This is a genomic window from Vibrio sp. SSH13-20 (assembly GCF_040104475.1).
Taxonomy (GTDB): domain Bacteria; phylum Pseudomonadota; class Gammaproteobacteria; order Enterobacterales; family Vibrionaceae; genus Vibrio; species Vibrio harveyi.
The window spans coordinates 284,881-299,618 of the sequence record NZ_JBECOU010000004.1 but is presented as its reverse complement, the minus strand read 5'-3'; the positions used below and the strand labels follow the sequence as shown (position 1 = coordinate 299,618).

Genomic DNA, 14,738 nt, shown 5'->3' with positions numbered 1-14,738 from the left:
GATTTTATTGCAAAAAAAAGACTGGTTTAGTGCCAGTCCTTTTTTGTTCTTAGACGTTTAATTATTCGTAATCAGACGCGTAAGTCTCTTCGTAAGTGTGTGAGTAAAGCTCGAATAGGTTACCAAACGGGTCTTCCATGTAGATCATTTGAGCTTGTTTGCTGTCGTCTTCTGGGTGGTAGCGCATGATGTCCATGCGAGCTTTACCACCAAACTCTTCAATACGTTTGATTGTTTGTGGGAACTGCTCTTTCGCTACTTGTAGACAGAAGTGGAAGATGCCTAAACGAGAGAAATCTACTTCGTGACGCTCTTGACGTTCTTTCATTTCAAACAACTCAACACCGATGCCGTCAGACGTCACTAGGTGAGCGATGTTGAAGCCTTTGAAGCCTTCACCGAATACGGCGATACACATACGACCGATTGCTGATTCGCGCTCTTCGATAACTTTTGTGTTGTTCATTACGATGCGAAGACCAAGCGCTTTAGTGTAGAACTCTACTGCTTTGTCCATATCGCCAACCATAATGCCTACGTGATTCATTTTCATAATTCTGCTCCAAAACCTGTGATGTTTAATTCGTGTTTCGTTTCGATGGAGGTGAGTATATGGAGAATTTCTGATTACATGAAATTATCAATAATTTTTATAATGATAATATTTTGTTATTGGTGGGTAAGGAGAAGAATAAACAAATGTATTCCGCGAGCTTATCAAACGGTTATCTTATAAATTCCTTTGCTTTTTGGGTTGTTTTATATCGATTGTGAATGGTTTTGTGAGGTAAACTTCAGACCGAAGTTGCCGCTAGTTATCTGTTTTTATTGATATTGACTGGTTGTTTTTGAACGTTGGTAGTTAGGGTTTTAGGGGAGCCTTTAATCTGAGCTCACATATAAAAGGAATAATAATTTGTACATTTGGAAAACATCAAAGCTGTCTGAGGAGCTAAGAGACAACAAAGTGCCAGACAGTGATTGGATTAAATACGCTTTAATATTCTTAATCTTTTATACGGTAACCCCGTACTTGATGATCTTGGCACCGTATGCAAGCAATGAAGCTATGATAACCGAGGCTATCGGTATCTTAGTCGTGTCAATTTTGGGGGTAGGTGTCACGTATAGAACGAACAATAGAGATGGTAAAACCTACATTCTTCGCTCTATCGCTTTATCTATCCCTTTGTCTTTTAGGTTTGTCGCTTTATCTGTGCTTGTTGGGATGGCTATCGTATCTTTTGATTTTGGCGATCAACATTATTTTATTATTGAATTACTTTCGATATTCTCTGTTATCGCTTTGCAAGCACTCTACTTTTGGCGCTTGAATGTTCATCTACAGTACATCAACTCATAGCTTTGCATTTTCTACTTTGGTTACAGGCTCTGAGATTAAGCATAAGACTGACTGACGATTAGCTCTCTTAACCATTTATGGCTTGGGTCGTTGTCGAGTTGCTTGTTCCAAAGTAGAAAGAACCCACCGGGCTCCATCTCTATCGGGAGCGGCTTGATCACAATGTCTGATTTACCTTCGAACTCGCGGATGCTTTTGTAGGGGTAGGTCAGTACCAAGTCGCTTTTTTCACACAGTTTTACCGCACTGGAAATGTCGGACATGTTGACGGCGTTATCAATGCGCAGTCGTTTTGTGTCGAGCACCTCGTGCAGTAGCCAACTAGACACGCCTCCTGTGATGACTTGTATATGGCGGTACTTTAAGAACGCATCAAGGTTCCATTCTTCCTCTAATGCAGGGTGTCCTTTTCTCAATATACATGCCGAAGTATCGCGCATCAGTTCCGCGTAATTCAGTGTGTCAGGGATGGTGTCGACATGGGTTTTCGAACGATCATCAAACTCAAAAATACCGACACCAAAATCGATTTCTCGCCTTTGTAATCGAGTAATACTGCTGTGGCTCCAATCGGCACTTTTGATGGTGATGTTCGGTGCACTGGATAACGCCTGAGGCAGAAAACGTGGGTAAATTGTGGAGTAAGCGGTTTCGATAAGATCGATACTAAAAACGCGAGTCGAGCGTTCTGGGTCAAATTCTTCTGGTTCACGAAGCTGATCAATTTGCATCAGGATTTGTTGCAGTTTGCTCTCCAATGCCAAGGCTTTTGGGGTCGGCAATAAACCTTTGGATTCTCGCTCGAATAAGGGGTCATCAAACTCCTGGCGCAATTTAGTAAGTTGTTTACTGACGGCCGATTGAGATAAGAATAGCTTTTCTGCGGTTCTGCTCACGCTGCGTTCTTGCAGTAAAACGTACAGACAAATCAGCAGGTTCATATCATTTTTGATTAAGTGGGATAGATTTATCATGATATTCCTATCATTCAACTTACAAATTGAAGGGTATGAATAGAAACTATATCACTTAATTGAATTGAGCCAGAAATACTGACTCGTTGCCCATTTAATGAATCAAACTGTTGAGGTATTGACTGAGCTCTTTCCTAATCTCTAGCTCTGCTTCCGATAGGTATTTGGGCATGTGTTTATCAGCCACGGTAATGTTTCGTTCGCGAACTTGATGGGTATAGCCGATGGCGTCAAATACGCAGCGCAGCAAGTTCATCGATTGTGACATCAAGGCTTCGCTTTCTTGTTGTGAGAGCAAAGGCTCTGCGTCAAAACCAAGCGCGCATAGGATGTCATTAAAGTGCATCGCATAACCTGAGCCAGAAACATCAAATGTGGTGCTCTTGATGCCATTGGGGCTTCTCTCCCAAAGATAAGGAGGATGCTTGAGTGTGCCAAAGCCAATTGCGATGACGCGGTCTGTGTAGTGCAGTTCCAACCGTCTGTCCCAAATATCACCCGCTTTTCCTGCCTCAATCACGACTTCAATATTGCCCTCCGGAGACGTGAGTTCGCCTTCGATATAGAGATGGGTTTCAGCGCCTTGTGTGTACTCCAATTGCGATTCGTTAATACGTTCGGCACGGATCTGTTTTAGTTCAACTTGCGAGTCTCCTATGCCGGATTTATGCAGGTAGCGAACTAGCCCTGCAATCGCATGAATGCCCATATCAAAGCCATAACCTCCGCCGCCGCTGGTGGCTAAGTTAAGTAGCTTTCTGGTGTTGAGTAACGCAATTCGGTTTTCAAAACGAAAGTCTTGGATCGCTTCATCATTGTCGATAGGGTTGTCGGCTGCAATCGCGATGATCTTCCGCGGGGCAGAGCCAGGTAGCGCGATAGATGAATCGGCAAAGAGTGCTTCCAACGAAGGGGAAACCAAAGCGGTATCAATAAAGTAAAACAGTGCTCCGCGACGTTTAAGCTTAGGAATGACTTGGTTAAAGCCTGTGTCGATTTCAGCTAAAGAGAAGGACGGTTTCTCAACCACAAACAACAGGTTTTGAATGTCGAGGGCATTACTCACTTGTTCAATGATGGAAAGATGTGTGCCGACCGGTGTTAGAACGAAGGCGGCAACAACATCAGTGTGTGAATGAGCCTGTAAAAACATATCGAAACTGGCGTAGCGAGCGGAGTAAGGGAATTGAAACTGCGATGCACAGGACTTGGGATGTTGAACTGCAGGGTCAATGGCGACGACATCAAAGCGAGAACTTAAGGTGTGCAGAAGGTTCTTATACAAACCCACCACAGACGATTTGGCGCTCCCCAATCCACCAAATACCAATACGACCTTGTTCATAAGCGGCTTCACTATTCACACGTTTCATCGTGCCAGATTAACAAATTTTAATAGCGAATTAGCTACTTTTTACCAATCAATAATCCCACATTTTGTTTTCGCAAATGCAACGCTTTGGTCTTGAGACTACTCAAATTGCCAAAGGCATAGAAGGGAACGTGCAAGACGGTTTTAAAGCCCGCTTCAATGATCATATCGTGCCAAGTAGTACGACTATGGAAGCAGACACCAACGCCCGCAGTGTTCGCACCTAGTCGTTGAGTGAGCGGTGCTAGTAGCTTGGATGAGGTAGATCGATAAATCAGTGAACTGGGTAAATTGTTCACTAAAAGCCCTTCGTAGAAGTTTTCAAACATGACAATCAGCCCTCCTGGGGTTAAATGCCGGTAGGCACAATGAAGAGCCTCTTGCTGTACTTGCTTGGTGGACTGATAGGTGTTGGTAACAAAGTGATGCAAAACCCAGTTGAACTGGATGATATCAAAACTGCTTTCAAGCGCAGCATCTTGGAAAAGGTGGCAGACCAGATGTTTGTTTGGGTTGGGACGGTTTTTGGCGATGAGTGACGCTTCTGGCTCGATAAGCGTGACTTGAGCATTGGGATAATGATTCAAAATCTTATCTGCATACATTCCATTCCCGCCACCTACATCGAGTAGGTGAAAAGGCTGCTGGGTAGGATAGAGCATGTTGAGTTGTTTGGTTAGTACTTCAAACATGCCTTTATCGATGTATTCCGTGTCAAATGAGGTGGTTTGCTGCGCATCCAATTGGCGAACTTTTTCTTGCATGTCATTTTCCTCAAAGCCAAAAGATTGAAGTAGCAAGAATCACTCCGCTGTTTTTAGTGATTATGAGTCTCAAAATGAGAAAGTATCGAAATTCAGGTGCTTATGTTTTTATCTCAGCATAAAAACAAGGGCGTAATTGTTAATTAGCCAACGCTTCAATCGCTTGCTGGACCGACACAAAATGGATTTTGATGATGCAACGTTGTGCTTTGCTAAATTCGTGTTTTTGAATCAGCTCTGTCACTTGCTGCACATTCAGTGTTTGTGGCAAAAGGCTTAATTCTACCGAGTTGTCAAAGCCAGTTTGCAATGCGTAGCAATGACCTTGCGTATCAATCACTATGTCATCCTGACCCCAAATCAACGCTTGGCATTCTGCATTTAGCTGCTTTGATGAAGCTAAATACACCAGTTCATCGTCACCATCGAGTTTAAGTAAACAAGGCCATGTGATCATTGCGTTACCTTAGGTATTGAGTGTGAATGGTCTGAAGTTGCGCGTGAGCCAAGTAAGCCAGCACAAGGCATGTACGATACACAAAGCCTTAAGAGAGCAAAAGGCTTTCTGTCTTCGAGATGGTTTTCGGGTTTTCAGTGTTGTGCATGTTGAGGCTAAGCGTAATTACCAATGATGTCGATTAAGTCGTCTACTTGATGTGCCACATAATCTGGCTGGGCGTTCCAGTGCTGCGGTTGAGCGCCACTGTACGCTGCTGCTACGGCAATCACTTTGCAGTTGCTACCTAAATGTTGCTCGATATTGCGTGCAAAAAGCGTGTCCGCTTCGTGGTCACCAATGTACATCAGCAGCTGTTTATCCGTGTGCCCAAAGATGGATTCAATACATTTGATGCCACCAAAAGGATCCGGCTTCTGATGTCCATTGGACACGTCATCGTAGCCCACGACGGCTTTAAACGGTGCATTGATTTGGTTGGCGCGAAGTACGTTACGAATGTTGGATTGCGAGTTCTGAGAGCAGACTCCGTGTGGCAGGTGCGCGAACGCATTCACCACATTGGCAATACCATTGAATAGATCCACTGGTGTTTGGTTTTGTTCTTGGTGCTCTGCCCACATGGTGCCAGCTATTAGCATTTCGTCTTGGGACATACCATAGTAGTTTACGTACAGTTCTTGCCAGTTTTTCGCTGCGTGATTGGCATGATGATAATCCGCTTCACTGCGTAGGTATTTCGGTAAGTTATCCCCGGTCAGGTGCGGCGCTACAACGGACAATATCGCTTTGGTGATGTCGATATTTTTCGGAACAGAATTTACTAGGGTGCCATCGTAATCCCACAATACGGCGTCTAACTTCATGCAAAACCTTTTGATACAGCAGAGGGTGAGTAGCTTTAAATCTTGCCAGTCTTAGGGGGGAGATAACCAGATCTTGCTCATGTTTTCATAAGCTTGCTTTGAATCGCTCGGAAAGGAGGGAAAAGAGACCAAGCGAAAGAAAAACAAAAAGCCAGCAAGGTGATGGTTGCTGGCTTTCTAGTGCATGCTGAGTTGTACAAAGCGTTAAGCGATGTGCGACATCTCGTTTAGAGTGAAGGTGTCTACCGCGCCTTCAGTTGCTTTCATGTATTGCGCTAGGTGTTCGTTGTCCATGTGCGTGCGCCATAGTTCGCGTGATTCCCAGTTTTCGTAGAAAGTGAAATGCGCTGGGTTTTCGTTATCTTGGTGAAGGTCGTAGTTGATGCAACCTTCCTCGGCACGAGTGACATCAATCAGTTTCAGTAGCTCAGCTTTTACCAATTCTACTTGGTCTGCTTTGGCAATGATGTTAGCGACGATGGTCAATTTAGCCATGGTGGAAATCCTCTGTTGATCGTGATGTATCGTGTTGACGAGGTAAAGATTAGTCGCGAATCACCAAATGATAAACAGCACAATGATTGATTTATTATCAAATATAAATTGATAATCCTGCTTCAATTTTGTGCTAGCTGTGTTTAAAAACTGGAACCAGGCTGCTGTAAGAATTCCACTTCTTCTGCGGTGCTATCACGGTCCAAAATCGCATTGCGGTGTGGGTAGCGACCAAAGCGATCAATGATCACCTTATGCTTTAGTTCGAATTCGTAGTTAGATTCTCGCCCCAGAGCTTTGAACAGCTTTTCTGCCTCTTCATGAATCCGTTTAGACTCACTGTGCATAAATGGCATATACAAAAAGCTGCGTTCAACGTCGGTCAATTCTTGGTCCAACCCTAAACGAATCGTCTCTTGTGCCAAGGCAAGTGCGAGTGCATCTTGAGCGAACGCTTTGGGCGTGTTGCGATAAACATTGCGAGAGAATTGGTCGAGCACGATGATCTCTGCGAGGCGACCTTGTGCCGTCTCTCTCCAGTCAAACAATTCAGATTGAGCGGCTTGCTCTAAGGTGGTGAGAAAGCGCGTTTCGATCTGTTTATCGACGTCTGCATTACTCACAAACCAGTCTTTTGGTTCCAGTTCTTCAAACCAGAAAGTCAGGATATCTTGGTACATGGTTGCTTCCCTGATAGAAAAAGAGCTAGGAGTATATACCCAAGTGACTTCAAGATGCAGGATTCAGAGCGTTGTCATTGATTCGAGAACAAGGAAAACAACGCAGTGTAATAGCCACCTCTTTCCAAGTTGTTTGACGCAGCCATTTGTTTGACTAAAAAAGCGAGTCAAAGACACGCTCCCAAAGGGCACTCTTTGCAAATAGTAAGGGTCTTGGCTTGTATACTTTGTTGCCGATTCTTGATTTAGGCCCACTAAACCTTTAAATCGCCGCCGCGTCTACAAACCAAGTCATTCTCGCTGAACCTAGCATCTCGAGGTTACTTGGGTATACCCCCTAGCTCTTGGTTTCGCTTATCGACCGTAAGTCTCTTCGATGTAGTGCTCAAACTGCTCGCACATCTGCTCGTCTGAGATCGAGTTGCTTGCAAGCTCTTTGCTGCCATCCACCACTTTGATGCTGGCATTTAAAGACGCTACCGGAGCACGTTCACGAGTTTGCAGCGAAGCAATCTTCTGCTGCTGAACTTCCCATGCTTGTTCTGGGGATAGGTTACACATGTCTGCCAGATACTTAGCGTTAAAGCCTTCACCCGTGAGACTAACGATAGTCTTGTTGTGCGATAGGTCGTTACCCGCATGCCAATAATGTTTCGCCAGTAGTGGACCAATCTCTGGGTTGTCAGTCAGGTAGCCAAACTTATCGAGGAAGTAAGCGCGAGTCTGGTAAACCGCCATATGTGCTAGCAAGTAACCGTGGTAGGCACACGCTGCTTCATCAGACAGAAGGTGTGGAATCGCCATCAATGGGCGTGGGCTGCACTCCAAACCAAGGATTTGCTTTTCGAAATCGCGTGCCAGCTTTGTGATGCGTTCTGGCGTCAGTTCTTCATCGCTTAATTGGTAAAGTGCGCGTTCAAAATACGGCACGACCAAAATGCTGCGCTCTTCGTACGCTTTGAATGGCTGACGGCTATTGATCATCGCTTGGATGATCTCATCCGGTACTGGGTTACCTTCTGCGTCCAACGCGTATTGTTTTAGCCAATCGGCATCGGTCAGCAGGCTGTCACAGAACATAGATTGTGTTTCTGCGTATGCCATGGAAGTTGGTGCGAACTCTTGAGAGAAACACGGCGCGTTCATCTTGACGTTAGCGAAATGCGCAGCGTGACCACCTTCGTGGAACAGAGTATTGATGCCATCATAGCCGCTGCCCACTTGGTCTGGCTTCGCGTTACTGGTGAAGTTCACCTGCGCGGCAACCCATTCGCCTTGGTTGTAGAACGATGGGATAGGACCATGACAAAAACCGTTCGGGTATTTGCCTTTACGATCAAGCAGGTCTAGCGTTAGCTCTGCGTCTGAGTATTCGATATTTAGGCGACCGAATGATTCTACCCAGCGACGTAGCGACTTTGAGAACGGCACGTACGGGTCTAAGTCACGCATGACGTCACCGGCAAACGAGTACACAAAGTTATAGCCAGTCAGTGCGCTTTGACCTTTTTGCTCTGCAAGGTTTGCCAAGCTGCTTAGGTGAGCATCGCGCGTGCGCAGTTCAAAGTCATCTAAGATGCTGAACAGTTGCTCAGAGCTCATCTTTTCCGTCTTCTTCACTGAGTAGTCAAAGAAGGTTTCGTAGCCCAAAGAACGTGCGAATTGATTACGCAGTTTGATCAGCTCAATAAAGCCGTTTTGCAGCAACCATTGCTCAAGGTCGAGTAGCGTTTGATGTGCTGATTGACGCACTTCTTCGTGATTATTGGCGCGAATGGTCGAAGACAATACAGGCAAAGAGCCCTCGGTTTGTTCACCGTTTTCATTGGTAAACGTCAGGACGTGATTTTGCTTTTTCTCGAACAACTCGGCTTCAAATGCAATCAGAGCATTCTTTTGGGCTTGAGCTTGTTCGCCTTCAATCGCGTGCGATTCAAATGTTGCCAACCATCCTTGCAAACCAATTTGCGTTTGCTGTTTCTCTTGTGGATCAGCGATCGCTTCAGCCGATTCAAGTTGCGCTTTGATGTCTGAGATTTGTTCGGCGTTGCTCAAGAAATTGGTCCAAGCGGTTTGTGCTTTTGTCGAACCATCGTGGTCGTCGCTGATGCCCATGTAGGTTTCCCAAAAGAAGTCTTCTTTGGTGCGATGGATGGCGAGGTAACGTTGGTTGAGGTCGTTTAGGTATTCCGTTGCAGTCATTTTGATCCTTCAAATGTTTGCTTTATTGAGGTTTTTATCGTCGTTGATTATGGCACGTCTAAATAGCAGAAAGGAATGCGAAATCCATTTGTCTTCTTTATGGCTTGTAAACAGTAATTTACCGCACTTTTTACATGTGCAGACGTCAGTCACAAAGTTTTTCCGTTTTTGATTAGAAATCGTGGAGCGCAGTTTATAAAATTCGGTCTTTCGCAGTGGTGCTGAAGGTAAGGAAAACAATAATGAAAACAAGAATAACAATGGGTTTAATGGGGCTAACATTAGCAGGATGCTCAACGACGCTGCCAACCAATGACCGAGTTCAGGTCATCGAAAAAAACTGCGCTGTGATACTGAGTGAATCGGCAAACGCAGAACAGCGTCAGAATGCCTACAACCAGTTAATCGAAAGCTATGGTGAGCGTTATGTGGATGCCAACAATCCAAAACAGTCGGCAAGTTGGAACTTGTTTCGCCAAAGCGTCATTCATGATGAAAGTGGTCAGTTAACGCGTGAATTTATCGAAGTGAGTGACTGGGGTTGTGCGAATGGCAACTATCTAGAAGAGGTGCGTCTGTTTGTAGAGGAAATCCAAGCAAGTGCACAGAAATAATGACGCCTAACCCGCACCGACAGCAAACTAAACCAGTTTGCATATACTCAATGTGTTAGCGAATACAACGGAAGGTGTCATGTTAACTCCTCATAGACGGATTCTTGGTGCTGTGTTGCTGTCTGCATTTAGCGCATGGGCGAATGCTGCTGAGCAAACGGCAGACATGGTGTACATCAACGCTGGTATTTATGGTCATCCGCAAGCCGATGCTGTCGCCGTGCGTGACGGGCGGATTGCTTTTATTGGCGATAAAGCCAAGGCACAAGCGTGGGTTGGTGATGGCACGGAAGTGGTGGATTTAAGCGATACCTATTTGTTACCGGGCTTTGTCGATAACCACAACCATGTGTTTGAGGCGGCTTCCGAAGCAGGCGGTACGTGCTTGTTGCAAGCTGGCGTTTTGTTGGATGAGCAAATCCCACAACTGCAAGACTGCAAAGAGTTTGTCCAAGATGGCGAGTGGTTGATGGGCTACGGTTTTACGCTTGATGCTACTTTGTCGGAAGAAAACCAACGCACACCTCTCGAAGTGATCGATGAGGTGTTTCCTGATACGCCTGTGGTGTTAATGGAGCAAACCTCTCACTCGATGTGGGTTAACTCGGCTGCGCTGAAAGCGGCGAACATTGATAAAACCACGTCCGATCCGCAAGGCGGTCGCATTCTCAAAGATCCGGATACAGGCGAGTTGAATGGCATCTTACTCGATAACGCGGGTGATTTAGTGATGGAGCTGGCTTGGAACAGCATGAGTGCGCAGTTTGCGGTGAGCTACCAAGGCTTGTTGACCGGATTAGAAGAAGCTGCGCTCTACGGCATTACCACAATTGGTGATGGACGAATGTACTGGAAGCGAGGTTGGTATGAAGTATGGAAAGAGAGCGAAAAACGAGGCGATTTGACCGCTCGTGTTTCTTTACGACCATGGATCTATCCGACCGACAGCATGGACTCTCAACTGACGTATTTGAAACGCATTCAGTCCGACGACACCTCTCGCTTGTTACTGGTAAACCAAGTCAAAATGTACAGCGATGGCATCTTTATAAATGGCACCGCAAAAACCCTTGCACCTTATCTTGATACTTACTTGCCGGATTCACCATATGGGTTGAATTACATCTCACCAAAAGTGATGCCTGAATGGCTAAACAAGCTCGATAAACTCGGTTACAGCGCGCACATTCATGCTATCGGAGATGGCGGCATTCGCGAATCACTCAATGCGATTGAAAAAATGCGCAGCCAAGGTAACCAGCGTCGTTATACTTTGACGCATGTGGAACTGGTGAACAGCAAAGATGTACCAAGGTTTGCCAAGTTGGACGTTACGGCAGACTTTCAAGTCGGTTCCGATTATGTGGCGTATCACGATCATCAATGGGCAGAAGCCTTCTTAGGCGCTAAGCGAACTAGAGCCTTAATGAACCTGCGCGCGCTTTATAATACTAAAGCTAACGTGACGTTAAGCAGTGATTGGAATGTGCATGATTTGAACCCATTGGTTGGCATCTCCAACAGCTTGGTGATGGGAGATACTGGCTTGCCAAACGTTACCGCTGCGATTGATGCATATACAATTCATCCGGCTTACAGCTTGGGTTTAGAGAAGGAAATTGGCTCAATAGATGTTGGGAAATCGGCAGACTTTGCCGTATTGGATCAAGATATTACCCAATTGAAAGCACAAGACATAGCACAAGCACGTGTCCTCATGACAGTGCTGCGCGGGGAAGTGGTGTATGAACAAATTGATGATGAATAAGCCGAGCGATGATTCACTCGGCTAAAAGGTTCTATAGATTATTCTTCAGGGTATTCGCCCATACCTTGCGTTTGTCCTTCTGCTTTCCAATGTTCGCCTGGATCAAAGGCTTCATCGCATAGATCGACGGTGTAGCCCATTTCGGTTATTTCTTTCAAGGTGAGGTTGTCAGCAATTTTGGCAATGTCGCCCGCCTTGTTCCGCAGTTCCATAGTCTCCCTCCGGTCACTGTTTGGTTGTCGGTTCAAGTCGCGCCAAGTACAAAAACTTGGGTGGCTCGACTATAAGTATAAGCAGTGATGGCTGACTTTTTGGCTTAATAGCCGTAAATAATTTAAGGTTATACCCAAGTAACCTCAAGATGCTAGGTTCAGCGAGAATGACTTGGTTTGTAGACGCGGCGCCGATTTAAAGATCTAGTCATTCTAAATCAAGAATCGGCAACAAAGTATACAAGCCAAGGTCCTTACTATTTGCAAAGAGTGCCCTTTGGGAGCGTGTCTTTGACTCGCTTTTTTAGTCAAACAAATGGCTGCGTCAAACAACTTGGAAAGAGCTAGCTATTACCAAGTTGTTTTCCTTACTCTCGAATCAATGACAACGCTCTGAATCCTGCATCTTGAAGTCACTTGGGTATAATTGGGTGATATTTCACATTGGCGTTGATTCCAGTTCAATATCATGGCGATAGAAGACAAAGTGTGATTTATTGACGCCTCAATCGTTGAGATTTTAGGAACAGAAATGGTGATTCTCGACCACACACTCGCGCAGCAAATCGTCGATCGCACTATGTCGATCATTGGACACAACATCAATGTGATGAACGCGGCAGGCACTATTATTGGCAGTGGTGAAGCTGAGCGCATTGGTCAAAAGCACGATGGGGCGGTGCTAGCGCTCAACCACGGTGATTCGCTGGAGTTGGATGAGCAAAGTTGCCAATCCCTGCAAGGCGTGAAACCGGGCATCAATATGTTGCTACACTTTAAAGGTGAAGTGGTTGGTGTGGTGGGCGTCACTGGCAAACCTGAGCAAATCCGAGCGTTTGCTCAGTTAGTTAAGGTGACAGCGGAACTGACCATTGAGCAAGCTTCGCTGGTGGAGCAGTTGCAATGGGATCGTCGCCACCAAGAAGAGTTTGTATCAGCATGGTTAAACCAACAACTCAATGATTCAGATCTGCACGATTGGGCTCAGCGTCTTTGCATCGATTTAGTAACACAAAGAGTTGCCGTGGTGATCGAGCTTATTGCAGATAATGCTCCTGTTAGTTTGAGCAAGGTACGTGAAGTGGTGGACGTACTGTATCGTTCTGAAGATAAACCGTTGGTGGCGATCATGTCGATGAACGAAATTGTCGTTCTCAAGCCTTTGTGTTCTTCCTCTACCTCGAACAGTGACCAAAGTATACTTGAGCGCATTCAGCGCCGATTAACTGCGAATCAGATTGACGATGTTCGCCTTGCGATTGGGCAATATTTTGATGGCGCAAAACAACTCCCTCTTTCCTACCAAAGTGCCAAGCAGGTGCTTGCCGTTGGTCGCCGTTCTCATCCAGAACAAATCACATTGAGCTTCTCTGAGTATCGCATACCTGTGTTACTCGCCCCGTTAGCCGACTCTTGGCAAGGTGAACAACTCGCTCAGGCGATGACTTCTCTTGCTTCAGCAGACAAATCTGGGCAGTTGGTGAAAACTTTAGAGGCGTATTTTCATGCCAATGGCAACGCTAATGATTGCGCTAATGCATTGTTTATTCATAGAAATACATTGAGGTACCGTCTAGATAAAATCAGTGAAGTGACGGGCATTTCAACGCATGATTTTACGGGGTTGGTTGAGCTTTATATTGCCAGTCATCTCAATAAGTTAAGTTGATTTATTGTGCAGGCGCACAAGATTTAAATGATTAAGCTCAGTGTAATTTGGTTGTTTGCCTAAAGAATGCGCCGAGTTTTTGAGTGAGAATAGCTACATTGATGAGTTGCGACTTGTTCCTCGCAGCGCGCTGTTTTCAGGAGAATGAAATGAAAGTTGTGATTGCCCCAGATTCGTTTAAAGAGAGCTTGACCGCTAAACAAGTAAGTGAGGCGATCAAAGTGGGTTTGTCTCGTGTTTGGCGAGACGCAGAGTTTGTCACGCTACCTGTTGCTGACGGCGGCGAAGGTACAGTTCAATCTTTGATTGATGCGACTGAGGGGGAGCAGGTTTTCGTGACTGTAAAAGGTCCGCTCGGTAATGATGTGAAGGCGTTTTACGGTATTCTGGGGGATGGCGAAACCGCAGTGATTGAGATGGCCGAGGCAAGTGGTTTGCATCTTGTGCCAAGTGATCTTCGTGACCCGAAAAACACCAGCAGCTTTGGTACTGGTCAGTTAATTTCGAATGCGCTTGATCGCGGTATTCAACGTTTGATCATCGGCTTAGGAGGTAGCGCAACCAATGACGGCGGTACGGGTATGCTGGCGGCGTTAGGTGTTAAGTTTCTTGACAGTGCTGGTCAGCCAATCACCCCCAACGGTGGCGGTTTGATTGAGCTAGCAAGCATTGACGTATCAGGTCTCGACGCTCGCTTAGCTGATTGTGAGGTGCTGGTGGCGTGTGATGTTGATAACCCATTGTGTGGAGAGAAAGGCGCATCAGCAATTTTTGGTCCGCAAAAGGGCGCAACGTCAGCAGATGTTGAGCTGTTAGATTCCGCTCTCAACAAATTCGGCGAACTGACAGAGCAAGTGACGGGCAAGCACGTTCTGACTCAAAAAGGCGCAGGTGCAGCCGGTGGTATGGGCGCGGCGTTGCTTGGTTACCTCCCAGCACGACTGAAGCCGGGTATCGAGATTGTGCTAGACACCGTAAAGCTCGCAGAGCACGTAGCAGACGCTGATATTGTCTTTACTGGTGAAGGTCGTATTGACCATCAAACCGTGCATGGCAAAACACCAATGGGTGTGGCGAAAGTGGCGAAAGAATATGGTTTGCCAGTGATTGCCCTAGCAGGCTGTACAGGTGATAACTTCCAAGCAGTCTACGAATATGGCATTGATGCGGTATTCGTGTGTGTGCCACGCGCAATGAGCTTGCCTGAAGCGATGGAAGAAGCGGATACAAACCTAGCCAATTTGGCAGAAAACGTGGCGAGGTTGTGGCAGTTGCCACACTAACTCTCGCTGTGTTTAGGAG

15 protein-coding genes are annotated in these 14,738 nt (G+C 45.9%); 5 read left to right on the top strand and 10 right to left on the bottom strand.

Annotation, left to right across the window (positions count from 1 at the left end):
- Nucleotides 1-61 precede the first annotated feature (61 nt).
- The gene (locus ABMY42_RS13400; protein WP_005428296.1) at nt 62-553 is read right to left on the bottom strand and encodes a VOC family protein; all 492 of its coding nucleotides are present in this window, start codon (nt 551-553) and stop codon (nt 62-64) included.
- A 363-nt stretch (nt 554-916) separates the two neighbouring features.
- Here ABMY42_RS13400 and ABMY42_RS13395 point away from each other — a divergent pair, with 363 nt between their 5' ends.
- Complete coding sequence (locus ABMY42_RS13395) at nt 917-1,363, top strand: hypothetical protein (protein WP_349266413.1); 447 nt, start codon at nt 917-919, stop codon at nt 1,361-1,363.
- Between the two features lie 35 nt (nt 1,364-1,398).
- Here ABMY42_RS13395 and ABMY42_RS13390 read toward each other — a convergent pair whose 3' ends face one another.
- The 8 genes from ABMY42_RS13390 to ABMY42_RS13355 form a co-directional block, all read right to left on the bottom strand.
- Nucleotides 1,399-2,337, bottom strand: a complete 939-nt coding sequence (locus ABMY42_RS13390; RefSeq protein ID WP_005447345.1) for a LysR family transcriptional regulator — start codon at nt 2,335-2,337, stop codon at nt 1,399-1,401.
- A 94-nt stretch (nt 2,338-2,431) separates the two neighbouring features.
- Nucleotides 2,432-3,682, bottom strand: a complete 1,251-nt coding sequence (locus ABMY42_RS13385; RefSeq protein WP_349266412.1) for a hypothetical protein — start codon at nt 3,680-3,682, stop codon at nt 2,432-2,434.
- A gap of 62 nt (nt 3,683-3,744) precedes the next feature.
- On the bottom strand, nt 3,745-4,473 hold the full coding sequence (locus ABMY42_RS13380) for a class I SAM-dependent methyltransferase (protein WP_349266411.1): 729 nt from the start codon (nt 4,471-4,473) through the stop codon (nt 3,745-3,747).
- A gap of 139 nt (nt 4,474-4,612) precedes the next feature.
- The gene (locus ABMY42_RS13375; protein ID WP_017189719.1) at nt 4,613-4,930 is read right to left on the bottom strand and encodes a DUF4144 family protein; all 318 of its coding nucleotides are present in this window, start codon (nt 4,928-4,930) and stop codon (nt 4,613-4,615) included.
- Nucleotides 4,931-5,085: 155 nt separating this feature from the next.
- Nucleotides 5,086-5,796 (bottom strand): HAD hydrolase-like protein, encoded by a 711-nt coding sequence (locus ABMY42_RS13370; protein WP_029788771.1) that lies wholly within the window; start codon nt 5,794-5,796, stop codon nt 5,086-5,088.
- A gap of 204 nt (nt 5,797-6,000) precedes the next feature.
- Nucleotides 6,001-6,291 carry a putative quinol monooxygenase gene (locus ABMY42_RS13365; protein WP_005435368.1) on the bottom strand — a complete coding sequence of 97 codons (291 nt, stop codon included), beginning with the start codon at nt 6,289-6,291 and terminating at the stop codon, nt 6,001-6,003.
- 143 nt (nt 6,292-6,434) lie between these two features.
- Nucleotides 6,435-6,971: a DUF924 family protein gene (locus tag ABMY42_RS13360; RefSeq protein ID WP_009695992.1), complete on the bottom strand. Its 537-nt coding sequence runs from the start codon at nt 6,969-6,971 to the stop codon at nt 6,435-6,437.
- Between the two features lie 354 nt (nt 6,972-7,325).
- Nucleotides 7,326-9,173 (bottom strand): M3 family metallopeptidase, encoded by a 1,848-nt coding sequence (locus ABMY42_RS13355; RefSeq protein WP_349266410.1) that lies wholly within the window; start codon nt 9,171-9,173, stop codon nt 7,326-7,328.
- 242 nt (nt 9,174-9,415) lie between these two features.
- Between ABMY42_RS13355 and ABMY42_RS13350 the strand changes: the two genes are divergently transcribed.
- On the top strand, nt 9,416-9,787 hold the full coding sequence (locus tag ABMY42_RS13350; protein ID WP_033007902.1) for a hypothetical protein: 372 nt from the start codon (nt 9,416-9,418) through the stop codon (nt 9,785-9,787).
- Nucleotides 9,788-9,866: 79 nt separating this feature from the next.
- The gene (locus ABMY42_RS13345) at nt 9,867-11,555 is read left to right on the top strand and encodes an amidohydrolase (RefSeq protein ID WP_349266409.1); all 1,689 of its coding nucleotides are present in this window, start codon (nt 9,867-9,869) and stop codon (nt 11,553-11,555) included.
- A 38-nt stretch (nt 11,556-11,593) separates the two neighbouring features.
- On the opposite strand, the gene ABMY42_RS13340 is transcribed toward ABMY42_RS13345, so the two are convergent.
- Nucleotides 11,594-11,767: a hypothetical protein gene (locus tag ABMY42_RS13340; RefSeq protein ID WP_005428284.1), complete on the bottom strand. Its 174-nt coding sequence runs from the start codon at nt 11,765-11,767 to the stop codon at nt 11,594-11,596.
- Between the two features lie 532 nt (nt 11,768-12,299).
- On the opposite strand from ABMY42_RS13340, the gene ABMY42_RS13335 reads away from it, so the two are divergent.
- Nucleotides 12,300-13,436, top strand: coding sequence for a sugar diacid recognition domain-containing protein (locus ABMY42_RS13335; protein WP_239214764.1), 1,137 nt, complete (start codon nt 12,300-12,302; stop codon nt 13,434-13,436).
- Between the two features lie 149 nt (nt 13,437-13,585).
- The gene (locus tag ABMY42_RS13330) at nt 13,586-14,719 is read left to right on the top strand and encodes a glycerate kinase (RefSeq protein WP_050921318.1); all 1,134 of its coding nucleotides are present in this window, start codon (nt 13,586-13,588) and stop codon (nt 14,717-14,719) included.
- Nucleotides 14,720-14,738: the final 19 nt, after the last annotated feature.